The sequence below is a fragment of the Acetobacter musti genome (assembly GCF_011516835.1).
GTDB classification, from domain to species: Bacteria; Pseudomonadota; Alphaproteobacteria; order Acetobacterales; family Acetobacteraceae; genus Acetobacter; species Acetobacter musti.
Map to the genome: position 1 here is coordinate 95,533 of NZ_WOTB01000014.1, position 26,725 is coordinate 122,257.

At 57.8% G+C, this 26,725-nt stretch carries 17 protein-coding genes and 2 pseudogenes; 17 read left to right on the forward strand and 2 right to left on the reverse strand.

Annotated features, from left to right (window positions below):
• Positions 1–111: 111 nt before the first annotated feature.
• From GOB93_RS22130 to GOB93_RS11735, 7 genes are all read left to right on the forward strand, one after another.
• On the forward strand, positions 112–1,704 hold the full coding sequence (locus GOB93_RS22130) for a carbohydrate porin (protein ID WP_173583682.1): 1,593 nt from the start codon (positions 112–114) through the stop codon (positions 1,702–1,704).
• A gap of 274 nt (positions 1,705–1,978) precedes the next feature.
• Positions 1,979–3,004 carry an amidohydrolase family protein gene (locus tag GOB93_RS11710; RefSeq protein ID WP_173583683.1) on the forward strand — a complete coding sequence of 342 codons (1,026 nt, stop codon included), beginning with the start codon at positions 1,979–1,981 and terminating at the stop codon, positions 3,002–3,004.
• An 84-nt stretch (positions 3,005–3,088) separates the two neighbouring features.
• Positions 3,089–3,943 carry an amidohydrolase family protein gene (locus tag GOB93_RS11715; RefSeq protein ID WP_173583684.1) on the forward strand — a complete coding sequence of 285 codons (855 nt, stop codon included), beginning with the start codon at positions 3,089–3,091 and terminating at the stop codon, positions 3,941–3,943.
• Between the two features lie 55 nt (positions 3,944–3,998).
• Positions 3,999–5,345, forward strand: coding sequence for an MFS transporter (locus GOB93_RS11720; RefSeq protein ID WP_198912695.1), 1,347 nt, complete (start codon positions 3,999–4,001; stop codon positions 5,343–5,345).
• Positions 5,346–5,348: 3 nt separating this feature from the next.
• Positions 5,349–6,209: an HpcH/HpaI aldolase family protein gene (locus GOB93_RS11725; RefSeq protein WP_173583685.1), complete on the forward strand. Its 861-nt coding sequence runs from the start codon at positions 5,349–5,351 to the stop codon at positions 6,207–6,209.
• 64 nt (positions 6,210–6,273) lie between these two features.
• A complete protein-coding gene (locus tag GOB93_RS11730; RefSeq protein WP_173583686.1) occupies positions 6,274–7,824 on the forward strand; it encodes an acetolactate synthase large subunit in 1,551 nt (516 codons plus the stop codon).
• A 27-nt stretch (positions 7,825–7,851) separates the two neighbouring features.
• Positions 7,852–8,745 carry a substrate-binding domain-containing protein gene (locus GOB93_RS11735; RefSeq protein ID WP_173583687.1) on the forward strand — a complete coding sequence of 298 codons (894 nt, stop codon included), beginning with the start codon at positions 7,852–7,854 and terminating at the stop codon, positions 8,743–8,745.
• Between the two features lie 290 nt (positions 8,746–9,035).
• Here GOB93_RS11735 and GOB93_RS11740 read toward each other — a convergent pair whose 3' ends face one another.
• Entirely contained in the window at positions 9,036–10,019 is a 984-nt protein-coding gene (locus GOB93_RS11740; RefSeq protein WP_173583688.1) for a VOC family protein, read from the reverse strand.
• A 548-nt stretch (positions 10,020–10,567) separates the two neighbouring features.
• Between GOB93_RS11740 and GOB93_RS11745 the strand changes: the two genes are divergently transcribed.
• From GOB93_RS11745 to GOB93_RS21560, 10 genes and pseudogenes are all read left to right on the forward strand, one after another.
• Complete coding sequence (locus GOB93_RS11745) at positions 10,568–11,782, forward strand: YVTN family beta-propeller repeat protein (RefSeq protein ID WP_173583689.1); 1,215 nt, start codon at positions 10,568–10,570, stop codon at positions 11,780–11,782.
• 549 nt (positions 11,783–12,331) lie between these two features.
• Positions 12,332–13,990 (forward strand): S10 family peptidase, encoded by a 1,659-nt coding sequence (locus tag GOB93_RS11750; protein ID WP_173583690.1) that lies wholly within the window; start codon positions 12,332–12,334, stop codon positions 13,988–13,990.
• Between the two features lie 279 nt (positions 13,991–14,269).
• The gene (locus GOB93_RS11755; protein ID WP_173583691.1) at positions 14,270–15,148 is read left to right on the forward strand and encodes a ferredoxin--NADP reductase; all 879 of its coding nucleotides are present in this window, start codon (positions 14,270–14,272) and stop codon (positions 15,146–15,148) included.
• 152 nt (positions 15,149–15,300) lie between these two features.
• On the forward strand, positions 15,301–16,698 hold the full coding sequence (gorA, locus tag GOB93_RS11760) for a glutathione-disulfide reductase (protein ID WP_173583692.1): 1,398 nt from the start codon (positions 15,301–15,303) through the stop codon (positions 16,696–16,698).
• Between the two features lie 394 nt (positions 16,699–17,092).
• Positions 17,093–18,439 carry an ammonium transporter gene (locus GOB93_RS11765; RefSeq protein ID WP_206752613.1) on the forward strand — a complete coding sequence of 449 codons (1,347 nt, stop codon included), beginning with the start codon at positions 17,093–17,095 and terminating at the stop codon, positions 18,437–18,439.
• A gap of 192 nt (positions 18,440–18,631) precedes the next feature.
• A complete protein-coding gene (locus GOB93_RS11770) occupies positions 18,632–19,135 on the forward strand; it encodes a hypothetical protein (protein ID WP_173583694.1) in 504 nt (167 codons plus the stop codon).
• A gap of 234 nt (positions 19,136–19,369) precedes the next feature.
• A complete protein-coding gene (locus GOB93_RS11775; protein ID WP_173583695.1) occupies positions 19,370–22,783 on the forward strand; it encodes a Hint domain-containing protein in 3,414 nt (1,137 codons plus the stop codon).
• 200 nt (positions 22,784–22,983) lie between these two features.
• The gene (locus GOB93_RS11780) at positions 22,984–24,663 is read left to right on the forward strand and encodes a glycosyltransferase family 1 protein (RefSeq protein WP_173583696.1); all 1,680 of its coding nucleotides are present in this window, start codon (positions 22,984–22,986) and stop codon (positions 24,661–24,663) included.
• Positions 24,653–25,411, forward strand: coding sequence for a glycosyltransferase family 2 protein (locus tag GOB93_RS11785; protein ID WP_173583697.1), 759 nt, complete (start codon positions 24,653–24,655; stop codon positions 25,409–25,411). Before GOB93_RS11780 ends, GOB93_RS11785 begins: the two co-directional genes overlap by 11 nt.
• A gap of 60 nt (positions 25,412–25,471) precedes the next feature.
• Positions 25,472–26,612 (forward strand): annotated as a pseudogene (locus GOB93_RS21560) (IS701 family transposase); the annotation flags it as partial.
• A 12-nt stretch (positions 26,613–26,624) separates the two neighbouring features.
• Here GOB93_RS21560 and GOB93_RS11795 read toward each other — a convergent pair.
• A pseudogene (locus tag GOB93_RS11795) lies at positions 26,625–26,725 on the reverse strand (IS5/IS1182 family transposase); the annotation flags it as partial.

Consider the following 26,725-nt stretch of genomic DNA (forward strand, 5'->3'; position numbering starts at 1 on the left):
GTCTGCTGCTGTCGCTGAATACAGATCATGCGGTTTCAGATCCGCCGGACCATGCCGCCACGAAGCAAGAAGCCCAGCAGGGCCCCGGCGTTGCATGAGGAGAAAAATATCGTGTCTGAACAATCGTTTATATTAACCCGCCGCGTTGCCGGCCCCTGTCCGGCGCGATGGTCGCAGGTGGCCGGTGTTGTGGCTGTCGGAGCCTGTGTTTCTTTCTGGCAGCCTGCGGGTTCGGCATGGGCCAGTGATAACAGTCAGGCTTCGCAGCCCGCAGTTACTGAGACGACGACAGGAACGAGCACCGGGACGACTGCCGCCTGGCCCGCTGGCATCGGGGTCACTACCGCATCCGCCACGACAACGCCTGGCACTGACACCTCCCGGCCGCTGATACTGAAACCTGCTGTGGCGCCGGTACCTTCTCAGCAGGGCGGGGAGACTATTGCGGGGACGCCGGCAAAAACGAAACCCGCGACGCCGGAGGAAGCACGGATTGACGCACTGCGTCTCCGCGGTGTTGTGAACGTGCCGACGGTGAGTGATACCCTGCTGGGAAACTGGGGAGGATTCCGGTCGACTCTCGCGGATTTCGGTATCGGTTTCAACGGTCTGCTGTCGGGTTCTTTTGCCGGAAATCTGCTTCATCAGCCGTCCCGTACCATGGGAGTGCAACGCTATATCGGTCAGAGCAGAGAGGTCGATACGTCCAACAGCTACCTGGCTCTGACTTATGATATGGGTCGTATCGGCATGAAGGACGGGCTCGCGCAGCTTCAGGTGTGCACGGAAGGGTCGACGGTGGGAAGTTATCCGCATGGTCTGGCGCGTCTTTGCGCGGCCTATGTCGATCAGCCTCTGTTCAACCACCATGTCGATCTGCAGGTTGGCTATCTTGCCAACAACTATCAGTTTGCCAATCCGCTGGTAGGCGGGTCGATTTCATCGGGTTCACTTGGTCCTTCCGCATCGCTTCTTACCGAGCTGGGCCTCAGTGTGTCGGGGATCGGGGCACCGGGTGTGAATCTCGGTGTTAATTTCGGACATTTTTATAATCTGTTCGGCATCCAGAGAAGCACCGCGCCTGGCGGCTTCAACTACGAAGCACAGACGGCGAATCGCTATGGGATACGCTTTAACGATATCGGAGCGGGCGCGCTTGTGATCAATGAAGTCGGCTACCGGAAGCTGGCGGCGCCGGGAGTTAAGAAAACCTGGATTCGTATGGCCGGACTCGGAAACTTTTCACACTTTACAAATTATTCCGATCCGAAGACCAAAACGCAGGCGGCGGGCGCTTATTTCCTCGCCGATCAGCAGTTCACGCAGCCTGATCCGGCGCATCCGGTCAGGGGACTGTATGCGGGGTTCAGCTATATGTATGCGTCACCAAGCGCATTTTCCTATTCCCAGTATCTGGAAGGACGATTCTACATTGTCGGGCCTTTTAAATTCCGTCCCCGGGATCAGTTGTCATTTGTTGCGAACAGAACCAAGGTCAGCCGGTCTTACCAGGATTATTATGTAGAGAGAGGGTATAAAGTACAGAATGCTGTCTACAACTTCACGCTGGCTTATACCTATCGTGTCATACCGGGACTGTATTTCAATGGCGGACTGACCTATGCGGTCCATCCGAGCGCGATTTATAACCGCGAGGAAGGTAATCCGCTGATATTCAAGTTTGTTGTTGTGATGCATATATAGCGCTGCAGCATAAAGACCACAGATTCTGAAAAAGCCCGCTCCGATCAGGAGCGGGCTTTTTTGTCTTTATAATCCGGACGGGAAAGAGGTTTTTGGCTTTGCGCCAGATCCCACAAAGAGATCGGGGGCGGAGTTTCGCCCTGGATACCGGCGCTCTGCGGTTGCAACGCGGTACTTATGGCATCTGCGACAAAATGGATTTCTTCTCCTGTGACGGCACCTTCTACGATCTTCTCAGGTTGAATAACAGTCGAAAACCGACCCGGGAGACGTCATGATCATTGATTGCCACGGTCATTTTACAACAGTGCCGAAATCCTTTCGTGACTGGCGCGCCAGACAGGTCGAAACGGCCGATGATCCGCTCAACGCACCGGACAGGAAGGATGCGATTCTGAGTGATGATCAGATTCGTGATGCCATAGAGAGTGGTCAGCTCAGGCTTCAGAAAGAGCGCGGCATTGATCTGACGCTGTTTTCCCCGATTGCCGGGCTGATGTCTCATCATCTTGGCAATGAGCGCACCAGTCTGGAATGGGCCGAAATATCGAACGACAATGTTTATCGGGTTTCGGAACTTTATCCGGACAATTTCGTTCCTGTCTGTCAGCTTCCGCAATCACCCGGCGCGCCGCCGGCTCACAGTATCCCGGAACTGCGGCGCTGCATCGAAGAGCTTGGCTTCGTCGGCTGTAACCTTAATCCGGACCCGTCCGGTGGCTACTGGACCGGAAAACCGGTGACGGATCGTGAATGGTATCCGCTTTACGAAGCGCTCGTCGATCTTGACGTGCCGGCTATGATTCATGTGGCTGCCTCCTGCAATCCGAATTTCCACGGCACCGGGGCGCATTACCTGAATGCGGATACCTCTGTCTTCATGCAGGTTCTGCAGTCCGATCTTTTCAAAGACTTTCCGACTTTACGCTTTGTGATTCCGCACGGTGGCGGAGCGGTGCCTTACCACTGGGGGCGGTATCGCGGCATGTCTCTGGAGATGGTTGCGCGCCCGCTGGAAGGCCTGCTCGACAACATTTTCTTCGACACATGTGTCTATCATCAGCCCGGGGTCGAGCTTCTGACGAAGGTTATTCCGGTGGACAATGTCCTGTTCGGGTCGGAGATGATCGGAGCCGTGCGTGGGAAAGATCCCGATAACGGGCAGTATTTCGATGACACCAGACGTTATCTGGATGCCTGCGTCGCCCTGACCGATGCCGAGCGGCACAAAATTTTCGAAACCAATGCGCGCCGCGTCTATCCCAGGCTCGATGCGAAACTTAAGGCACGCGGTCTCTGATCGCTGACGGAATGGTCTGCAGGTCTTCCGGGCCTGCTCTCAGCAAGGAACCGGCGGAGAACCGGTCGAGAGGAAACAGAGTCCATGCCTCCTCGCTACATTGATATTCATCCTCATATTATTTCAGACGATGAAAAACGGTATCCGCCCGCTCCTTTGTTCGGTAAACGGTCCGACTGGTCGCAGGAACGCCCCTGCACGGTGGAGACGCTGATTGCCGCGATGGATGAGGCGGGCATCGCGAAAGCGGCCGTGGTGCATTCATCGACGACATATGGTTTTGACAACAGTTATGTTGTCGATTCCTGCGCCCGGTATCCGGACCGTCTGGTGGCGGTCGGTTCCGTGGATGTTCTTCAGCCGGACGCGGTGAATGAGATCCGCAGATGGGTGGAGCGCGGCCTCAGCGGATTACGTCTTTTTACCGGGGGCAGCACAAAGGAGTTCGATCCGAGCGAACTGGATGATCCCCGGTCATTTCCTGCCTGGGAGCTGTGCGGAGAACTGGGGCTGTCGATGTGTATCCAGACCGGTCCTGTCGGGCTGCCGCAGGTAAGGGCGCTCGCGGAGCGTTTTCCGGACGTTCCGATCATACTCGATCATCTTGGTCGCCCGGATGTGACGGATGGCCCTCCCTATACGGCGGCGCAGAGTCTGTTCGACCTTGCCCCGTTCAGTTCGATCTTTCTGAAACTCACACCGCGTATCATGGGAGATTCCATCAAAGGCAAGGCGACACCGGACACGCTGTTCCGCAAAATCGTCGATGTTTTTGGCGCACGGAGACTTGCCTGGGGCTCCAATTTCCCCACGTCACCCGGAACACTTTCCGAAATTCTCGCAACGGCGAAGGAACGTCTGTCCGGTCTGTCGGAAGCCGATCGGGAATGGATCTTTGCGAAAACGGCGGAAGTGCTTTACCCGCGGCTCCGGGTCTGAACGGAGGGCCGCCGGTGCTCATCAGCATGAGTTTTACGAAGGAAGGTCCGTATCTATGTCTGTTCAGTCCGCTTCGCCCGAAGTCCGGGCGTCAGCCCGCACGGGCGCAACCGAGACCATGGCGTTCAGGCGCTGGTCTGTTCTCATTCTTCTGTCCCTCGGTGCGGTTATTGCCTTCATCGACCGGACAAGTATCGCATCGGTACTGGCTGTGGGCACGTTTCGTGTCCAGTTTCACCTTACCGATCTCGATCGGGGGGCGCTCGCTTCGGCGTTTTTCTGGTCCTATGCGCTTCTCCAGATCCCGATGGGCTGGATTGTTGACCGGTATGGCGTCAAATTTCCTTATGCCATCATGTTTGGCGTGTGGTGTGTCGCGTCCGCCTGCACAGGGCTGATGTCGACCTTCTCCGGTCTGATAATCATGAGAATTTTCACCGGTGTCGGAGAGTCCATTGTTGTGCCGGCAAGTTACCGCTGGATACGGGCAAATTTCACCGAGGACAGAAGTGGGTTCGCGGTCGGTATCTACATGATCGGGACCAAGATCGGTCCTGCGGTCGGCGCTCCCCTTGCCGCGTGGCTGATCGTTCAGCACAGCTGGCGGTTCATGTTCCTGCTGTGTGGTGTTGTCGGCCTGCTCTGGCTTGTGCCGTGGATGCTGCTCGCCCGGAACGACAGCAGCGGGCGCGGAGTGGCGGCGAAAGCGGCTGCGAAGGCCATACCGCTGCGCAACGTGCTTTCCAGTCCGCTTGTCTGGGGTACCATTATCATAAATTTCTGTTACAATTACTTCGTTTTTTACTGCATGACCTGGATGCCCGCTTATCTTGTGGAGCAGCGCGGTCTTTCTCTTCGCACGATGGGTCTTTATTCCTTCTTCAGTTTCGGCGGCATCGCGCTGGTGGCGCTGGCGTCCGGATGGGCCGCCGACGTGCTGATCCGGCGCGGGCACGACGCCGTGGTCGTGCGCAAGGCGTTCGTTATCGCGGGTTTCGCGCTGGCCTGCACGGAACTGCTCGGCGCGGTCTCTCATTCTCTCAACGGAGCTCTGTTCTGGAATGTGGTGTCGCTTTCCGGTCTCGGCTTTGCGACCGCCAATCATCTTGCGCTTTGCCGTCTGACGCTGATCCCGGCGCCTGCCGTCGGGCTTGTAACCGGCATTCAGAATGTTTCGACCAGCCTTGCCGGCATTGTCGCTCCGCTCCTGTCCGGATGGCTGCTGGAGTGGAGCGGCGGTTATCGCGCTCCGATGGAGGTGATCTTCGTCTTCCTCGTTGTGGGGGCGGTGACCTGCATCGTTCTTCTGCGGCGGCGCTGGGCTCCGGTTCTCCCGGACGAGAATGACGATCCGCCGCGTCTGCCGCTTCATTTTGGAACCAGCCTTGTTCATCGGGGATAAATCATGACACAGACACAGCGCCTTAACGGCATCATCCGCGCCTGGGAGCAGGGAAAGACGGCCTTCTCCGCCTTCGCCAAACCCGATCAGCAGACGGCGATCGAGATGACGGATGCGCCATATGACGGCATCGTTTACGAAATGGAGCATAATCCATACGACGTGGCTGCGCTGGGCAACGCTCTTCAGTACATGCTGAACCGGAAGGCGATCGCTGAATCCGGTTCGGTCGCCCCGTCCGTGACGCCGCTCGCGCGCATTCCCGCGAACGGTGCTGAAATGAATCAGGCTTTTGCCAAGCAGGTGCTGGACCGGGGCGTGTACGGCGTTATATGGCCGCATGTGGCGACAGTCGAACAGGCGTATAATGCGGTTGCCTCATGTCGCTATGCGCGGCCAAAAAATGCCCCGCTCTACGAGCCGAAAGGGATACGCGGCGACGGTCCTGCGACGGCTGCCCGCTACTGGGGGCTCAGTCAGCCCGATTATTACGCGAAGGCCGATGTGTGGCCGCTTGCTCCGGCTGGCGAAATTCTTGTCGGTCTGATGTGCGAGAGTACCGAGGGGATCGGTAATCTTGATGATATTCTTACCAATGTTCCGGGTATCGGTTTCATTCTGATCGGGGAGGGCGATCTGAGTCAGGAGCTTGGTTACGCGCGCCAGTATGAGCATCCGGTCGTGATGGATGCCATGCGGAAAATATCCGAGATATGCAAAAAGCATTCGGTTCCTCTCGGGAATCCGCATACGACGGCCTCCAATCTGGAACGCCTGTTGCAGGATGGATACCGCTTCCTGATGTCCGCGCCGTCCCGCAGCTACGGCGTTGTGGGCAAGGGACGGGAAATGGCTGGTTACTGAACCTGCTGGCTGGCGGGACGGATAAGTGATCCGCCCTCGCTCTGAATGTCATGAAGGAATGATCATGAACGGTGCAGAGAGCCTGGTTGCGACTCTGGTGCGGGAGGGAGTCGATATCTGTTTTGCGAATCCCGGCACCTCCGAGATGCATTTTCTCGCAGCGCTCGACAATCCGAAGATGCGCAGTGTGCTCTGTCTGTTCGAGGGAGTTGCGACGGGCGCCGCCGATGGGTGGTATCGTATGCGTGACAAACCGGCATCGACATTGCTGCATCTCGGGCCGGGGCTGGCGAACGGCCTTGCCAATATCCATAATGCGCGCCGCGCGTCATCCGGAATGGTGAATATTATCGGAGAGCATTCCTCGGCGCATCTGACGTATGACCCGCCGCTGAAATCCGATATCGAAGGGCTGGCCCGGCCGCTCAGCCACTGGGTGCGTCGTGTTGACTCGTCGCAGTCGATCGCCTGGGATACCGCATCCGCGGTCGGTCAGGCGTCAGGTCATCCGGGCAGAATCGCGACGCTGATTCTTCCGGGTGATGCCTCCTGGCAGGATGCGGGAGATGCTGTTATTCCGCCTTCATCTGCACGGAAATCGCCTTCTGTACCTGATTATGGTCGCATAGAAGCTGTGGCGCAGATTCTGAAAAGCGATGAATCTGCGATGATTATTCTGGGCAACAAGGCGACGCGTGGTCCGGCGCTTGTGGCCGCGGGACGGATTGCGGCGGCGACCGGATGCCGGCTTGCGACACAATTCTTCAGCAGTCGCATTGAACGGGGGGCAGGGCGTACGCCGCTGGAGCGCATTCCTTATGCCGTGGAGCAGGCGACGCGCTTCCTGTCCGGAATACGTCATATCATTACGGTTGAGACGACTGAACCCATTGCTTTCTTCAGTTATCCGGACAAGCCGAGTCTTCTGAAGGCAGAAGATACAGTTGTGCATTCTCTGATTCATGCCGATGAAGACAGCACGATCGGGCTGGAGATGCTGGCCGATGCGCTGGGAGCGGGAGATGCGGCGCCGGTCATTCAGCGTCCGACGGAGACGGCGGCGCCAGCCGGTGCGCTCACCCCTCTCAGCATCGCGCAGGCGCTGTCCGCAGCTATCCCGGAAAATGGCATCATTGTCGATGAATCCCTGACCACGGGGCGTGAGACGATGAGTCACACGATGGGGGCGAAGCCGCACGACCTTATCAACAATATGGGCGGTTCGATAGGATATGGCACGCCTGTCGCCACCGGGGCGGCTCTGGCCTGTCCGGACCGGCGGGTGATCTGCATCGTTGGTGATGGCAGCGCAATGTATACGATACAGTCTTTGTGGACGCAGGCCCGCGAGGGGCTGAATGTCACAACGGTTATTTTCGCCAACAACCAGTATGCGATCCTGAAAGCCGAATACAGCAACATGGGCGCGGGCACTCCGGGCGCGCAGGCGATGGCGATGATCGATATCGACCGGCCGACGATCGACTGGCTTGCGATGGCCAGGAGCATGGGGGTTCCGGCTGTCAGAGTGGAGGATGCGGGGGCTCTGCATGCCGAACTTCTTCGCTGCAATACAACGCCGGGTCCGTCGCTGATTGAGGTCAGACTGTACTGAACCCTATTCTAACGTGGAGATATTGTTATGACAGGCGCTGATACGATCAGGCTGAAGACCAATCTGGCGGATTATCCGGTGACGAAGGCCATGAAAGATGGTCGCGTTGCTTCGGACATTGTCGATCTCGATTTTTGCGGACCGAAGGAAGCGCATAACGGCTTCAAGGCGATGCTGCGTGAAGGCGCGTATGATTGCGGTGAGCTGGCGATCGTGACCTATCTGCAGGCAAAAGTGTATGGCAAGCCGTTTGTGCTTCTGCCTGCGCCGATTTCCGGACGCTTTCAGCATCATTGCGCCGGTTTCAATAAAGAACTGTTTGATCTGAAGCCGAAGGATATTGAGGGGAGGCGGGTTGGCGTCCGGACCTATGCGCAGACGACCGGCCTCTGGGTGCGGGGGATTCTGCAGCATGAATACGGCGTCGATCTTGATAAGGTCACATGGATGACGACGGGAGACGGGCATCTGGCTGAATACACTGATCCTCCGAACTGCGAGCGTCTGCCGAAAGGTTCGGATATTGGCCAGATGATGCTGGATGGCGAACTGGTGGCGACATTGCAGGGGGTTGATCTGCCTAAAGATCCGCGTGTGCAGCTTCTGATTCCGGATGCGAAAAATGCCGCGAGAGCGTGGTATGAGCGTGAAAAGGTTGTGCCGATCAACCATATGTTCGTTGTGCATCAGGATATTTCACGTCAGCGGCCTGATGTTGTCCGTGAGATTTTCCGGATGATCGTGGAGAGCCGCAAACTGACCGAAGGAGGCGTGCCCGATCCGTTTCCGCCGATCGGTCTGGAGGCGAACCGGAAAGGGCTGCAGCTGGCTATTGACTGGGCGTTTGAGCAGAAGATCATTCCTTATAAAATGGCGGTGGATGATCTGTTCGATGAAACGACGGCTGCTCTTGAATCTTGATCAGGACACGCTGTTTTTGTATGGGGCGGGGTGACTTTTCGGGGCTTTGCCCCGGGCCCCACAAAGGGACCCGGTCCCTTTGATCCCGGTTTTGTTAAAATATAAAGGGGTGAAGGGGTCTGCGACCCCTTTCGGGTGCAGGGCAGCGCCCTGCTGTGTCTGTCGTTTGCAAAATATATTGCGGAAGAAGGGTGAGGACGCAGACGGGTAAATCCCGAAGCTGGTGGTGACACAAAAAAGTCCTGCACCGGAAAGTTTCCGGTGCAGGACTTTTGTGTTTTGCTGGTCGTCTAACGCTGCGATGTCCACCGCGCTATGGTGCCGCCTGCCGGTGTAATGCCGTCGAACAGTGTCATTTCCTCTCTCCAGCGCTGGGGAGGGCCGTCGCCCCATGGGACGAGGGACACGCCATCGGTTGAATCCCATACGTTTGGCTGGTCTTCCGGGTCCATGAACTGCATGGGGGGCAGGCCGAACTCGATCCGGTTGCCGTCCGGGTCTCTGAAATAGGTGAAGATGCCATTGGGGGGGCCGTGCCGTCCGGGGCCATATTCGACATGGCGGCCATAGCCGAGATTGGCGGCGATGTCGCAGGCACGGAACATGGCCTGCAGGTCTGAGACGATGAAAGCGACATGATGCAGGCGCGGGCCGGCGCCCTGGGCGAGCACCAGATCATGCGGATTGTTCTTACGTGTAAGGAAGATGCTGAGAAGCCGCCCTGTATCGACATGTGTTGTGTATTTCGAAGGGCGGAATCCGAGTGCCATGAACTTACCGGCCGTTGCTCCGACATCGGGTATGACGCACTGATAGTGGTCGAGGCGAAGCGCCCGTCCGCCTTTCTGCGCCGGAAAATTATTGAGCAGGCGTGGCAGAACGGGCATCGAGGAGCAGAGCTCGACGGGGGGCGTGCCTTCACCGAACGTCGTCAGAAGGGTCGGTCCCTGATAAGGCCGTTCCACGAATGTGGCGGTGCCGCCGGCTGCGATAATATGTTCCTGCGCGCGATGAAGATCGTCTTCGGACGCCACACGCATGCCGACACATTCCGCCGCGGGTGTATCGCGTCTGCGCATGAGGACGACGCTGTGATGGCAGGCTTCTTCTATGCCGCGCAGATAGGCGGTGTCCGAATCCTGGTCGCTGACGACCAGACCGAGAATTTCCGTATAGAATCTGAGGCTTGTTTCGAGATCCGTCACGAAATACCGGACATGGCTGGAACGGGTAATATTGAACGGGGGATTTTTGACGACACTGGGTATGCTCATGAATACCTCTGATTCCGATCCGGGCGCACATTGCAGGGACTGTCGGGGCAGAAGCTGCCGGGAGCATCATCTGCTCCTCTTTCCCGATGGTTCTGCTGCGGATGTCGCCGCTCTCGTTTCACCCTTTCGTCAGGGTACCGATGATTCACTTATGATTTTTGCGCCGGGCAGGGGGCATTCGTTCTGATGCGGGGGAAATAGAAAAGAAGCCGGAAGGAGGCGTCTGGTTTTCCGTTGATTGTAGGGGAGGTGCCGGGATCGTCGTGGTGATCGGATGTACTGGGCTGCCATGAAGGCGTGCATAGATGGGCCGGCGCGGTGAAAGGCGGAGATGATCCGGCGTGTGACTGGCGTCTGGGTCAGGAGTCCGGCGATATTTCCGATTTGTGTTCTGGTCGCCGTCATTGTCTGCCGTTGGATAGGAAGCGGTTCGCCTGGGGTCTGGAGATCATTTTGATCCGGCGGAATTTTTTACCGGCCTGATGCAGATCGCTTGCCGTCCGTTGCGCCTGTGCTATGCGTGCGCCCGCGGAGGACGCTGACACATTATGATGAAAAACAAATTTCTGGCCGGCGCTGCGATGGCAGCCCTTCTCGGCATCTGCTCTTTTGCGCCAGCCGGTGCCCAGACATCTGATCCGGCAGCGGGCTCGCGGGTGAACGCGCCGGCTGCCACGGTCGGGCCGGTTCAGACCATTCCGGGCATGCCGCCGGTGGTCAATCCGAACAACATCTATTCGGAGGCGCGGCCGGACAATATTGCGCCGGAAGTGGTGAAAGATCCGGCGCGGATCTATGTGCCGAATCTGCGTTCGAATGATGTGTATGTCATTGATCCGGCCAGCATGACGGTCGTGGATCGCTTCCCGGTCGGGCGCAGCCCGCAGCATGTCGTTCCGTCCTGGGATCTGCGGACTCTCTGGGCGACCAATAATGCCGAGGGCACCACTCAGGGCAGTCTGACGCCGATCGATCCGCGCACCGGCAAGCCCGGTCCGGCGGTTCCGGTCGATGATCCGTACAACATGTATTTCACGCCGGACGGGAAGTCGGCGATCGTTGTGGCCGAGGCCCGCAAGCGGCTCGATTTCCGCGATCCGCACACGATGGCGATGCAGGGTTCCGTCGAGGCGCCGGAATGTCGCGGGATCAACCATGCGGCGTTCTCCATTGACGGCCGCTATGCGATCTTCACCTGTGAGTTCGGTGGCATGGTGGCGAAGGTCGATACCGTCAACCGTCAGCTGCTTGGCTATCTGAAGCTTTCCACCGGCGGCATGCCGCAGGACATTCTGGCCGCGCCGAACGGGAAGACTTTCTACGTGGCCGATATGCATGCGGACGGCGTTTTCGTCCTGGATGGCGACACGTTTAAGGAGATCGGCTTCATTCATACGGGTGTTGGCACGCACGGGATTTATCCAAGCCGTGACGACACTGTGATGTATGTGGCGAATCGCGGGTCGCATAAGGTTCACGGGCCGCGTCACAGCAAGGATGGCAGCGTGTCGGTGATCGATTTCACGACGAATAAGGTGATTAAGACCTGGCCGATTCCGGGCGGTGGCAGCCCGGATATGGGGAATGTCAGCGCTGACGGAAAGCTGCTGTGGCTGTCCGGTCGTTTTGACGATGTGGTGTATGCCATCGACACGACGACGGGCCAGATGAAGATCATTCCGGTTGGCGCGGAGCCGCACGGGCTGACGGTGTGGCCGCAGCCGGGACGGTATTCTGTCGGGCATACGGGGATCATGCGCTGATCTGAGCGCCTGACGGGCAGGGCTCCAGAACCGGAAAGGGTTTGGGTCTTTGTAAATACGGGAGCGGTGGTTTTCAGGGCTTTGCCCCGAACCCCACAAAGGGACGCGGTCCCTTTGATCCCTGTTTATTAAATAAAAAGGGGTGAAGGGGTCTGCGATCCCTTCCGGGTGCAGGGCAGAGCCCTGCTCTGTCTTCTGTTTGCAAAGTATACAGACGCCCTGCTTTTTTTACCTGACAAATCGGGATCAAAGGGACCGGGTCCCTTTGTGGGGTCCGGGGCAACGCCCCGCAAACTGCTACACTGCATTGGGAGGCTTTCACGGGCAGTCCTGAAGCCCGAAAGGGAACGCTTTCTCCGATCCCGATTATTTTATGACGGGAACAGCTCAGGGGCAGAACGCGTGTGAGCGGGCAGATTCTGTCGGTTTTGCGATCTCTGAAAGACGTTCCGGGTAAAACATGGACCAGTTGTTCCGGCTTTTTGCCTCTTGGCGAAAGGTTCGGTGTCGTTACAATCGCCTTCTTTCCGATGTAACGAAGACCCAGACATGATGCATTTTTCCGCTCGTCGCCTTCTTGCTCTTTCAGCCTCTTTTGCCATCCTCGCATCGGTGCCGCTTTCGGCGTCTCCGGGGTGGGCCGATGAGGCCGCGAAACCGGCGAAATCCGCCCCGGCCGAGACGAAGAAGGACGACAGCCCGTTTTCCTTTAAGCCGCAGCAGACGGTCAGCGACGGCACGGTGACGATCCGTGGTCAGAGAATTGCCTATCAGGCGGTTGCGGGGACGCTGATCGTTCACCCGAAAGGCTGGGATGACGCGGCGCCGGAGAAGACGACGAAGCCGGAAGAGGAGCCGGTCGCGTCGATGTTCTATGTTGCGTATTTTAAGAAGGGTGTGCCGGCGGCGTCCCGTCCGATTACGTTCGTCTATAATGGCGGACCTGGTTCGGCGACCGTGTGGCTGCATATGGGTGCCTTTGGTCCGCGTCGGATTCAGACTGCTGACGACACGCATACGCCGGCGGCGCCTTACAGGCTGGTCGATAATGATGACAGTCTGCTCGATGTCACCGATCTGGTGTTTATCGATGCGCCGGGCACCGGCTTCGGCCGTCTGGGGGGCAAGGATAAGGATAAGGCGTTTTACGGCACCGATCCGGACGCGCGGGCCTTTACGGATTTCATCGCTCAGTTCCTGGGCCGTTATAAGCGCTACAACTCACCGAAATTTCTCTTTGGCGAGAGCTATGGCACGACCCGGTCGGGGATTGTCGCCAACATGCTGGCGGAGGACAAAAGCATCGATCTGAATGGTGTGATGCTGCTGTCCCAGATTCTGAATTACGACAACACGATCGACCGTCCGGCGGCCAATCCGGGCATGGATATGCCTTATGTGCTGGCGCTGCCGAGTTTCGCTGCCACGGCGTGGTATCATAAGAAACTGTCGCCGATGCCGTCCGATCTGCCTGCGTTCCTTCGTGAGGTCGAGCATTTCGCGCTGAACGATTACAATTCGGCGCTGCAGCAGGGCACGGCGCTGCCGGAGGCGAAGTTTAACGAGATCGCCGATAAGCTGCATCAGTATACGGGTCTGCCGGTGGATTACCTCAGGCATGCGAATCTGCGTGTCGATGGCGGCGAGTTCGAGAAAACGCTGCTTGGTGAGGACGGGATCGACACGGGGCGTCTGGACAGCCGGTTCTCCGGATTCTCGATCGATCCGCTCTCGCAGCACCCTTATTACGACCCGATGGGTTCGGCGCTGGGTTCAGCCTATCTGTCCGCCTTCAACGATTATGCCCGCGAAGTGCTGCATTATGGCGGCGACACCGCGACCGGACCGTATGAGGAATACAAGCCCAGCGCGCATTCCATCGGGAAATGGGATTTCCATCACGAGCAGCCGGGTATGCCGTCATCGAAGCGCGGCGTTCCGAACGTGCTGCCGGATCTGGCGGATGCGATGAAGCAGAATCCGGCGCTGAAAGTGCAGCTTAATCAGGGGTATTTCGATCTCGGGACGCCGTATTTCGAGGGTGTTTATGAGATGAATCACCTGCCCATTCCGCGTAAGCTGGCGGGGAATATCGAGATTCACCAGTATATGTCGGGCCACATGGTCTACACGCATGCTCCGGCTCTGAAAGAGTTGCATGACAATGCGGCGGCCTTCATTCGCGCCAACGACAATCTTCCGAACTGAGTGGGTAGCCGGGCGTCTGTCGCGCCTGGTCCTGCGGGGACGTGTGCCTGCCCCGTCTGGCAGACGGGGGCTCAAACCACGCGTATCTGCTGTGCTTTGTCCCCGGTTCGGAGCAGATTCGCGTAAATTATTGCTGGTATAAGACGGCGCTTGCCCTTAAAACCGCGTGCCAGTTTGCCCGGCAACCCGGCGTGCGCCTGCCGGACAGGTCTCGTACGGCCAGACGGCCCCTGTTTCCGACTGCGTCGCGCCCCTGAACCCATCACGGAGAGGTCCTCCATGTCCGAAACGCTGACGCGCCTTGCCCCCGAACTGGCCCCTTCCGGCCTGCTGCCGGTTGAAGGCCATGAAGGCGTGTGGCACCTGGCCGCGCCGACGAAGGAATACCCGCATCTTTACCCGGCCGAAGTGCTGACGGTGCATCACTGGACGGATCGTCTGTTCAGTTTCACCACAACGCGCGATCCGGCCCTGCGGTTCGAAAACGGTCAGTTCGCGATGATCGGTATCGAGGTTGAGGGCAAGCCGCTGCTGCGGGCGTATTCCATCGCTTCCGCGAACTATGAAGATCACATGGAGTTCCTCTCCATTGCTGTGCCGGATGGTCCGCTGACCTCACGGCTGCGGCATGTGAAAGTCGGGGATACGGTGCTGATCGGCCGCAAGCCTGTCGGCACGCTGCTGCTCGATAATCTGCGTCCGGGACGGAATCTGTATTTCCTCTCCACGGGCACCGGTCTGGCGCCGTTCATGAGCCTGATCCGCGATCCGGAGTGCTACGAGCGCTACGACAACGTCATTCTGACGCATACGGTGCGCATTAAGAGCGAACTGGCGTATCAGAGATATATCAGCGCCGATCTGCGTGAGCATGAGTTCCTGGGCGAGTATATCAGTGAGAAGCTGCGCTATTATCCGGCTGTGACGCGTGAGGAATTCGAGGTGACGGACCGGATCACCACGCTGATTGAGAACGGTAAGATCTTCCGGGATCTGAATGTGCCGGAGCTTGATCCGGAGCATGACCGGGTGATGATCTGCGGATCGCCGGAAATGCTGGCCGATACGGAGAAGCTGCTGGAGGCGCGCGGGTTCGATGAGGGCAACAACTCCCGTCCTGGGGCTTATGTCGTCGAGAAGGCGTTCGCTGAGCGCTGAGGCGTTCAGGGCTCTGCTCTGACGGCTGCCGGAGGATGCGGACTTCCGGAATTATTTTGTTAAACTAAACAGGGTGCAGGGACCTGCGGTCCCTGCCGGGTCCGGGCAACGCCCGGATAAATGCCGCTTCCAGACGAAATTCCGGAGAAAAGATGTCCCAGAACAGAACCTACGACGTCGATCTCCTGGTCATCGGCGCCGGATCGGGCGGGGTTCGCTGCGCCCGGATCGCGGCCGGTCATGGCGCGCGGGTTGCTGTGGTGGAGGGGCGTCACTGGGGCGGGACCTGCGTCAATCTCGGCTGCGTGCCGAAAAAACTCATGGTTCAGGCCAGCGAGTACGGCGATTACGTGGCGGACAGTCATGGCTTCGGCTGGGATACTGAGCGGGGCCATTTCGACTGGGCGAAGCTGATCGCGGCGAAGGATCGCGAGATTCACCGGCTGAATGGCATCTATGTCTCGATGCTGGAGAAGGCCGGTGTGCGGCTGATTACCGGACATGCCCGGTTTGAGGATGCGCATACCATCGTCACCACGCCGACCGGGCTTGATCCGGAGGCGAAGCCGGAGCGGATCACGGCGGAACGCATCGTCATCGCGACGGGATCGGCGCCGTCGAAACTGCCGGTTGTGGGGGCTGAACTGGCGATTTCGTCGGATGAGGTGTTCGGTCTGCCAGCCATGCCGCGCCGGATCTGCATTATTGGCGCGGGTTATATTGGCATTGAGTTTGCCGGGATTTTTGCCGGGCTTGGCGCGGAAGTCGATCTGGTTTACCGGCAGGAGCTGCCGCTGCGCGGGTTTGACGAGGATCTGCGCGGCGCTCTGCATGAGGCCATTGGTCAGCGTGGCGTGCGTCAGCATGAGAAGGCCAGCCCGGTGCGCATCGCCCGTGAGGGTGAGGGGCTTGTGGTCACGCTGGATAATGGCGCACGCATTGCGGCGGACTGTGTGCTGATGGCCACCGGCCGTCATCCGAAGACGGAAAAGCTGGGTCTGGATATGACGCGAGTCCGCACGACGGAAGACGGGCGGATTGAGATTGACCGTCACTTCGAGACGACGGAGCCGGGTGTTTTCGCGATCGGCGATGTCACCAATCGCCTGAATCTGACTCCGGTGGCGATTGCCGAGGGGCATATCCTTGCGGATCGGCTGTATGGCGATCATGCGCGGGAATGGTCTTTCGACACCACGCCGAAAGCCGTTTTCTTCACGCCGCCTCTGGCCAGTGTGGGTCTGTCGGAGGCTGAGGCGGCGGAGCGGGGCGTGACGGATATCTATCTCTCGAAGTTCCGCCCGATGCGGCATACGCTGAGTGGCCGGGAGCGGCGCACACTGATGAAGCTGGTGGTCGATCAGGCGACGCAGAAGGTTGTCGGCGCGCATATGCTTGGCGAGGACGCGCCTGAGATCATGCAGGGGCTGGCGGTCGCGATTACTGCCGGGCTGCGCAAGGCTGATTTCGACCGGACGATCGGTATTCATCCGACGGCGGCGGAAGAGTTCGTCACGATGCGGACACGGACGCGCGTTTCCGGGGACTGAAGGGTGGGCGGGGGTTTTCCGGGCTCCGCCCGGACCCGGCAAAGGTCGCGAACCTTTGCAAACCATTTTATAAACAAACCGGGGTGCAGGGGCCTGTGGTCCCTGCCGGGGTTCGGGGCGGAGCCCTGAGTGACCGGCGCCCGCATCGTTGCGATTGTCCCTTTCGCGGGGCTTGAGCATTTCGTTTCGGATAAGCTACGTAAGGGTGAAGATTTTGTCAGGTCGTCACGCGGCCCGGCGGGATCAGCGCCAGGCGTTTCCGTGTCTTTGGTCTGATCTTCCGATACGCGGATGCGAATGGGGCAGGGGGCCACAGCCGTTAATGGATAATCAGTTTTCCTCTTTCGCGGGGCGAAACCCGCGTCAGGAGAGCAGGACGCCTCTGTGCTTCGGCATGAAAACAGCCGGCGCCGCCGCGATTCTGGCGGTCGGGTTTGCTGTTGCGGCTCCGGCACGGGCGGCGGATGCGCCTCCGGCGATCGACAGCGGCGACACGGCCTGGATGCTGGTCAGCGTCGCGCTTGTGCTGATGATGACCATTCCGGGTCTGGCGCTGTTCTATGCCGGCATGGTGCGCAAGAAGAACGTGCTGTCGACTGTCATGCAGAGCTTCGCCATCTGCTGCATCATCACTGTTGTGTGGATGATCGCGGGCTACTCGCTCGCCTTCTCGACCGGCACGCCTTATATCGGCGGTCTTTCGAAGGCTTTCCTGGCGACGCTGGGAGAGCACATCGTCAAGGGCGCGGATGTCGGCTTCACGCTGGGCGCCGATTCGCCGAATCCGACTGTGATGACGATTCCTGAGAGCGTTTTCATGACGTTCCAGATGACCTTCGCCATCATCACACCGGCTCTCATCGCCGGCGCCTATGCCGAGCGCATGAAATTCTCGGCGATGTGCGTCTTTACGATCCTCTGGTCGCTGCTTGTCTATGCGCCGGTCGCGCACTGGGTCTGGAGCCCGGTCGGCTGGCTGCTTGGTCTCGGCACGCTCGATTTCGCCGGCGGTACCGTGGTGCATATCAATGCCGGGATCGCCGGTCTTGTCTGCGCCATTGTTCTTGGCAAACGGCGCGGGCTCGGCACGGACGATCTTGCTCCGTTCAATCTTACCTATGCCGTGATCGGCGCGTCCCTGCTCTGGGTTGGCTGGTTCGGCTTCAATGCCGGCTCGGCCGTGGGAGCCAATGGCCGCGCGGGCATGGCCATGGCTACCACGCAGATCGCCGCTGCGGCCGCGGGTGTCTCCTGGATGCTTGCGGAATGGGTGCGCACCGGCAAGCCGACCGTGCTGGGCATCATTTCCGGCGCCGTTGGCGGTCTTGTCGCCATCACTCCGGCGGCCGGCTTCGTCCTTCCCGAAGGCGCGCTGATTATCGGGCTTGTCACCGGTGTCGTCTGCTTCTGGAGCGCCACCACGCTGAAGCATGTCTTTGGCTATGACGACAGTCTTGATGCGTTCGGTGTCCATGGTGTCGGTGGCATTATCGGCGCCCTGCTGACCGGTATTCTCGCTTATGGCCCGCTCTCCGCGACGGATGCGAATCCGGAAGGATCGCCGGGTTCGCTGCATCAGCTTCTGGTGCAGGTCGAGGCGGTTGGTGTGACTATCATCTGGTGCGGCATCATGACCTTTATCCTGCTGAAAATCGTCGATGCCGCGATCGGACTGCGTGTGTCGGCCGAGGCTGAGCAGGAAGGTCTGGATGTCGCGCTGCATGGCGAGCGGATCGTCTGACGGGTCGGTCGGAATTGTGACAGCTGTGCCGGAGGCCGGGTTCCGTGACCCGGCCTCTGTTGTGTACGGCCGCCGCATTGTAGAATCCGGGCCATCCCTTCTGCCTGGGCATACCGTCTCACGCAGGCGCGGAAAACAGAGCGTCATGCCAGCGGGCATGATGTGAATCATACAGAGAACAAAGGACAGCCGATGGGCTTCAATCGTTCAGTTCGCGCCGCGACCGCCTCTTTCGCTCTTCTCGCCGGATGCGCCCTGTGGGTCGGTAGTGAAAATGCCGCGCAGGCCATGACCGCGAAGGAATGCCATGCGAATTTTACCGCGGCGCGTAAGGCTGGCACGCTGACCTCCGGGCAGACCTATAAGGAATACAAGGCGTCGCAGTGCTCCGGGTCGGAGCCCGAATCGGAAGAGGCGGCTCCGGCCGCGCCTGCCGCGGCACCAGCCGCTTCTTCGGCGCCGGTCCCGGCCCCGGCTGCGAAGACGACGGGCAGCGCGGGCTATTCGGGAAATGCGGTTTTCCCGAGTCAGATCGCGTCGAAATATTCATCTCTCAGCGCGGGGACCGCACGCCGGAAGACCTGTGACGACCAGTACAAAGCCAATAAGGCCACGGGTGGAAATGGCGGTCTGAGGTGGATCCAGAAAGGTGGCGGGTATTACAGCCTTTGCAATAAGCGGCTGAAAGGCCAGTAAATTTTCCTGGACTGACTGGCTTTTGGACGACCGTGTCAGGCTTTGTCTGGCGCGGTCGTTTGCTGTCTGGCACCGGTGGAACGCACTGGTGACTGTGCTGGCGGAGACGCCAATTATGAACGGACGGAAAGTATTGTATCCGAAAAATTAGCGATTTGTCGGAAGAATGAGACCCGAAATTAATTTTCAGCGTGTCCGGTCAAAAATGGCCCGGCGTGATTTTCGGGGGCGTTCATGGTTACCAGTACAACGAATTCGGGCACACAAAATAACGTCACTGTCAGCGGCGGGAATACACTCGACATCATCGGTTCCGGTGTCGTCAGCGGGCTCACTGTCAGTTCCGGTGGAACTGTTTACGTCAATGCCGGTGGCTCGGCGGCCATGATCGACCTGGCGCCCGGTGGCTTTCTCTATGTCGAACCACTGAACAACGGGACTGCGACGGGGACGCAGGGCACCGTATCCGGAGGTGTCCTGTCCGGAAACGGCGCTCATGTGGGCAGCAACAGCGTCATCGAGGACGTGACCGTTGCTTCCGGAGGTATGCTGACTGTCGATCCGGGTGGGCTTGCCAGCGGCGTGACGTTCAGTGGCGGGGCGCAGGAAAAAATTGCTGCTGGTGGCAGCGATATCGGTGCTGTTCTGGAATCCGGCACCACTGCGGAAACGGTTCAGGATGTGAAATCGCAGGGTGTCGCGAGCGGCGCCACTGTATCGGGTTACGCTGTCCAGAAAGTGGAGGCCGGTGGCAGCGCGTTCGACACGACAGTCAGCGGCACAGTTGATGCTTATGTCATCAATCAGGACGTGACCGGATATGCCAGCGGGACGACGATCCTCGCAGGTGGGCAACAGACTGTTGAGAACGGTGGCAGCGCGTATAACGTTGTGATCAGTTCCGGCGGTAAGGATGTGGTCAATGCCGGCGGTCTGGTTTCCGGCGTCACGATCAGTTCCGGCGGTGCTCTGGACATTCAGCCTGGTGGTGGCAGCGCGAGTGCTGTCAGCATCGGCAGCGGCGGATATATGGACGCTATGGCCGGTGCGGTACTGAGTGGTGTGACGATCGCCAGCGGCGGCACGCTGGAGGTGGGGGATACGAGCACAGCAGTATCGGCTCTGAGCATCGCATCCGGCGCGAATCTGATGATTGATCTCGATCCGGGCGAGTATTCAGTGTCCTATTCGGATACTGCCCTGGAGATCATGAGCGGAGGGGCGGTTGTTGACACCATCACGCTGGCGTCTCCGATTGAGGGACTTGATTCCGGTTACTTCACCTCGTCTGCGGCGACAGGCGTAACGGGCGCCTCTGGTTTTGAGCTGAATTATATCGCCTGTTACTGCCCCGGCACGCTGATTGCTGTTGAGGATGGTGAAGCTGCGATTGAAACGCTGCGGATCGGCGATTCCGTGCGCACCGCGTCCGGCGAGCTGCGTCCTATCCGCTGGATCGGTCGTCGCAGTTACGCCGCTGTATTTGTCAGCAGAAACAAAAAACTTCTTCCGGTCACTATCCGGGCCGGGGCCATTGCCGACAATGTTCCGCGGCGCGATCTTCGTGTCTCCCCGCTTCATGCGATGTCTATTGACGGCGCTCTCATCCCGGCGAGTTCGCTGATCAACGGGACGAGCATTGTCCAGGACGATCAGCCTGGTGACGTGTCCTATATTCATCTCGAGCTTGAAAGCCACGATCTGCTTCTGGCGGAAGGGGCGCCGTCCGAAAGCTACGTGGAAGACGGGTCGCGCTGGATGTTCCAGAATGCTTCGGAGTATTTCGAGCTTTATCCTGACGCCGTGCGGGAGGAGGCTGTTTACTGTGCGCCGCGTATCGAGGGTGGAGAGAGGCTTGCGACGATCTGGCGCAATCTCGCTGACCGGGCGGGGCTGGGCGTCCGGAATGCGGAAGCCGCCGAATCGATGCCGGGTGTGGAGGTCGCGCGGGACGGGACGGATCAGGATTCATCCGGGCGTCTGCATGGCTGGCTGGATTTCGCCGATCGCACCAGGATCTGCGGCTGGGCGTGGAATGAAGACCAGCCCTGGGAGAAACTACGGGTCGATGTCTTTGTCGATGACGAATATCTGACCACCGTTTCCGCCGCCGATCAGCGGCCCGATCTCGCGGCGTCCGGTTTTGGCACGGGCTGGGCCGGATTCACGCTGAATTTCAGCAAGCCGCTCAGTCTTTCCGAGGGGCATATGATTGCTGTACGCTATGCTGGCACGGAGCGTCATCTGAACGCCTCTCCATGGCGTGTTGCGGCGTCCAGTGAGTTTGGTGAGGAACTGGAGACGTTCGTGGAGCGGGCGGTTTCAGGTCTTGAGACTGACGAGGAGCGGTTGCGCGTTCTGAAGTTCGTCACCCGTCAGGCGGACCGGATATGCCAGCAGAAAGCCGTGCTGGATGCCGGATGCGCTGAGAGGAAAGAGCTGGAACGCGCCCGTCGTCTGGCGGGGAAGGCGGCTTCGGACATTCCGAAGATTCGCCGCGCTCTTGTGATCGACGAGCATTTTCCGCGTCCCGGACATGATGCGGGATCGGAAGCGATCCGGTCGCATATCCGCGCTCTGGGACGGCTTGGCTATCATGTGACCTTTGCCGTGCCGGGGATGCAGGTGGAGCAGGATCTGATTTCCGGTCTGGAGGCAGAGGGCATTTCGGTGGCTGCCGCGCCTTTCTACACGTCGCCTGAGGATCTGCTCAGACGGCAGGCCGGTGCGTTCGAGGTTGTCTATCTGCATCGCGTCAGTGTGGCATCGTCCTATGGGGGGCTTGTCAGGCGCTATATGAGCAGCAGCCGTCTCATCTACAGCGTTGCGGATCTGCATCATCTTCGTCTTGCGCGTCAGGCCGGGGTGGAGGGGCGGGTTACTCTGGCACATGAGGCTGCGCGGATGCGGACATTTGAGGTGGCTGCCGCCCTTAACAGCGATGTCGTTCTGACTCATTCCTCTGTCGAGGCTGCCGAGCTGCGTCGTCTGATACCGGCTCTCAATGTTCATGTTGTGCCGTGGGGTGTTTCAGCGCGGCCCGTGGCGACGTCGGCATCTGATCGTCATGGCATCGCGTTCCTTGCCCATTATCGTCACACTCCGAATCGTGACGCTGCGGAGTGGCTTATTCGGGAGGTCATGCCTCTGGTGTGGAAGCGGGCGCCGGATATTCGCTGTGTGCTTGCGGGCACCGATATGGGGCCGGAAACTGAGGCGCTGGCATGTGAGGCGGGGCCGGACTGTGGCGGCGTCGGGATTGTTCGCGATGTTGAAAATCTGCGCGATGATCTTTTTGAGCAGGTCCGGCTGGGCATCGCTCCACTCCGGTTTGGGGCGGGTCTGAAAGGAAAAGTGCTTGAGACATTTGCCGCTGGTCTGCCCTGTGTCATGACGCCGGTCGCGGCGGAAGGCATCGATTTGCCGGACAGCCTGAAAAATCTTGTTCAGTCCGATGCGGAGAATCTCGCTGAAGAGATCGTGCGTCTCCATGCTGCTCCGGAAAGCGTGGATTCGATGGGGCAGGCTGCCTTGCGCTTTATCGAAGCGCATTATGGAGAGGACAGTGTCGGCAACTCCCTGGCGGCGGCTCTGGGGCGACCGGAGGCCGCTTCTGAGGCGACGGGGCCGTTCAGGGAATCGGCTTAAAGCTTCTGGATGATTTCCGCTCTGCCTGGCTTCGTCACTGCTGGCAGATCAGAGCGGAATGACGTCTGATGTGGCACGTTCTGCTCACTCTGACTGTAAAAGCCTGTGTCAGAGTAGGTAGAATTTTCGAAAAATTAACCTCCCGGGGCCTAACACTGAGGTCGAGCGAGTTGAAATAAATCATTTTCCGAGATCGAATTATGTCGCAGAAGCAATCAGTCAGAATAAACCCTGTAGGGGCACTGAGCGATGTGTCGTCGATTTTTGAAATCAGGAATCATGGTCTCTCGCAGAAGGAAGGAAATAAATCGACAATCAGGACGGTCTCCAGATCCGCCCGGGACGAAGAAATAATAAGAAACTCCGGTCTTTTTGATGAGGAATTTTATTACAACACTTATCCGGATGTAAAAATTGCTCAGCTTGATGCTGTAAAACACTATATCAGCCATGGTGCGGCTGAGGGACGCTGTCCCAATGCTGACTTTGACACAGGAATCTATATGGAGATATTCCGGCGCGAAATATCGCCCGGAGAAAATCCATTTTCCCATTATATCAGAACTGATGGGAAGACTTTCTATTCCTCGCGCGGCATGCTGGAAAACTACTCCCATGCTTCGGTGCATAAAGCCGTCTCGCGAATGGAAAAACTGGCGCTGTTCAACGCGGATGACTATATTGCGATGAACAGTGATATCACGACATCGAATGTCTGCCCGACGCGGCACGCAGTGATTTATGGTATCAGCGAAGGCCGTTCGGTGCTTTCCGGAAAGCATCTTGCAAAAACGATGGGACGGCTTGCCCAGAAACCGGCTGTCCTTCCGGATATTCCGTTGGAAGCATCAGTAAAAAAGCGCGATCTTCCTTATACGATCGGTGTTCTGCATCATTCATCCGGAAATGTATTTATCAGAGACATAGCGAAAGCTCTTGTCGATCAGCTGAATCAGGCCGGGCTTAATGCTCTTCTGATGGACGAAACGTATCCGGTCGACAAAAAACCTCAGCTCTGCATCTTTTGTGGCCCACATGAATTTTTCTTCCTGCCGGGATCGGATGACTGGAAGAAGGATGAGATCATTCGCAGATCCATTATGTTTAACACCGAGCAGCCGCAGACACAGTGGTTTGTGAGGGGGCTGATTTATAATCTGATGGGTAGTGGAATTATCGATATATCTTTTCAGAATATGGAGCTGTTTTCAGATGCCGGAATTGAAGGTCTGTTTTTCAGTCCACCTGTAGACGTTGCTGTCCGTAAGCTGTCGCCGGAAGATCAGACTCATTCCCTTGTGCGTGTTCTCCCGCTGTCCTGCAGAAAGGAGGCAAATCCAAAGCTTCCATTTAGCAAACGCCTTATAGACGTGAGTTTTTTTGGAAATCATACAGAGAAAAGAGAAAAATTCTTTGCCAGACATGCTGAGTTTTTCTCCGACTATAAGTGCTTTTTTTATTACAGACGTATGGATGGTCCGATAGCTGAAGGAAAAATGTACGGAATTCTTTCACGCCTGGCGGGTTATGTTGCTTCACATTCGAAAATTTCTCTTAATATTCATCGGGGAAACGAACAGTTTTTCGAATGGCATCGTATAGTTGCCCAGGGGATGGCCTGTGGTTCTGTCGTTGTCAGTGAGGAATGTCTTCCACATCCTCTTTTTACTGCCGGAACGCATTATCTGACGGAATCGACACGGCATATACCCAATCTTGTCGAGTGGCTTCTCCGCTCGGCTGATGGAAAAAAAGAGGCGGCCCGGATAAGAAGTAATGCATTTTCCAGGATTATGAACGGACAACAGGCGGCAGAAAACCAGAAACGACTGCTGCAGTTTATTTCATCTCAGTGGAAGATTATAAGTCATGACCGTTAATCCGTGGAATCGCAGATATGAGTATGTTTATCAGACCGAAGAGTCTGAACGGACTCCGGAAGATTTAATATCGATTTGTATTCCGCATTTTAACTATGGTGATTTTATTGGGGAATGCCTCGATTCAGTTCTGGGACAGACCCATAAAAACCTCGAACTTATTGTGGTCGATGACTGCTCGGAGGATATATCGTCCGTTTCTGTTATCTCGGACTGGGCGGACCGGAATAAAACGCGTTTCCACAATGTTTCGATTATAAGAAATATGAGAAATGCGGGGCCCTCAGTTTCGAGAAATATCGCGGTTGATCAGGCCGCCGGTGAATTTATTCTCCTTGTCGATGCTGATAACATCCTGTTTCCGCGCGCAGCTGAAAAACTTCTGAGTGCGTGCCTTGATGGCGGATTTGATGCTGTATATCCGCAGATAACGGAGATGGGAGACCGTCTCGGTCTTGGGCATGCTGATATATGGGATCCGGATCGCCTGCGAAAGGGGAACTATATTGATGTTACCTCTCTTCTGAGGAAAAAAGCGTTTCAGCTTGTTGGTGGCTTCAGTCATATCGAAGATGGCTGGGAGGACTACGATTTCTGGATGAAATTCGTGCGGGGAAAACTTGATGTTGGGTTTCTTCCTGAAATTCTATGTAAATATAGGGTGCATAAAACGTCTCGTACCAGCAGAGAGGCGTTGCCAGCGCATTTTGATCTGGAACTGATTATGGCGTTTCGGCATCCAGTGTAGTTCTTAGCACTACTTTGGCAGAAAATTTGGAATAAAGATTTCCCACGGGTGCGATCGGATATGGAGGTATGGCTTGTACCCTTTCTGGCCGCACTGGGTCACAAAGCGCAAAGAGCGATGTGTCCGGCTTATATTGCAGGCCTGATCGGACCTGGTGACCGCAAGAGCGTGTAGCCTATGGCGCGCGCAGTGGCGATATCACTTATGACCGGCTGCATCATTTCATCAGTGCTGGTGTGTGGCCGGTGTTTGGGACAGTGCGCCGCTTGAGGCTGCTCTGTGGCGCCATGCTGACCATCTGGTTGGCGGCGAGCGCTCGTGGCTGATCATTGATGATACCTCCCTTCCAAAAAGGGAAAATATTCTGTTGGCGTGCCGCCCCAATATGCTTCGACCCTGGGCAAGAAAGCGAATTGTCAGACACTGCTGTCCGTGATACTGGCTTCACGTGAAGTGCAACTGATGCTGTCACTCCGTCTGCTTCTGCCTGATGTCTGGACAGCAGATCCGGCACGCCTGAAACGGGCTGGTGTTCCACCGGAACACTATGGCACCTGGACAAAGCCGGAGATGGCGATCGATGAGATCGATCGCCTCTGTGCCGCAGGTGTCTGTTTTGGCTGAGTTCTTGCGGATGCAGGTTATGGCTTGTCTGCCCGTTCCGTCAGGCCTTAAGCGCGCGGGAGCTGCGCTGGGCGGTTGGGATACCACGTCATCAGAAAGTTTATTCCGCTGATGTGGAACTCGTGTTTCCGGCTAGGAAACGCAGCCCATCCCGGATGCATCCGGTACCGGATCAGCAATCCGTTCACGCCCATAAGATACGGGAAACTGCAACATGGCGTAGGGTCAGCTGGCGTTGTGGAACCAGAGGCGGCCCGGCGGCCCGCTTTGCAGCCATGTGGATACGCGTTGCAGGTGGTCCAGCCCAGCGGATCGGTGGCCGGACGGCCCAGCACATGCCCGGGAGGAAGCCTGGCTGATTGGCGGGCATCGTTCCACCGAAGAACGGAAATACTATCTGTTCAATCTGCCTGCCGACACATTCCTCAGGCTACTGGCGGCTGCAATCAAGGCCCGATGGGTCTGCGAACAGGCGCATCAGCAACTCAAGGAGGAACTGGGCCTGGATCACTTTGAAGGGCGATCATGGACAGGCCTGCACCGGCACGCCCATGATATTCATGATGGCTACGCTTTTTAGGCTCAGGACTTATTCTCTGAGCCAGAAGATGAAGGTTGCTGCGATATGGATTGCGGACAAGAATGTATGGGCGCAGCGATCGTATCGGGTCGCAACACGTCGCCGGTCTT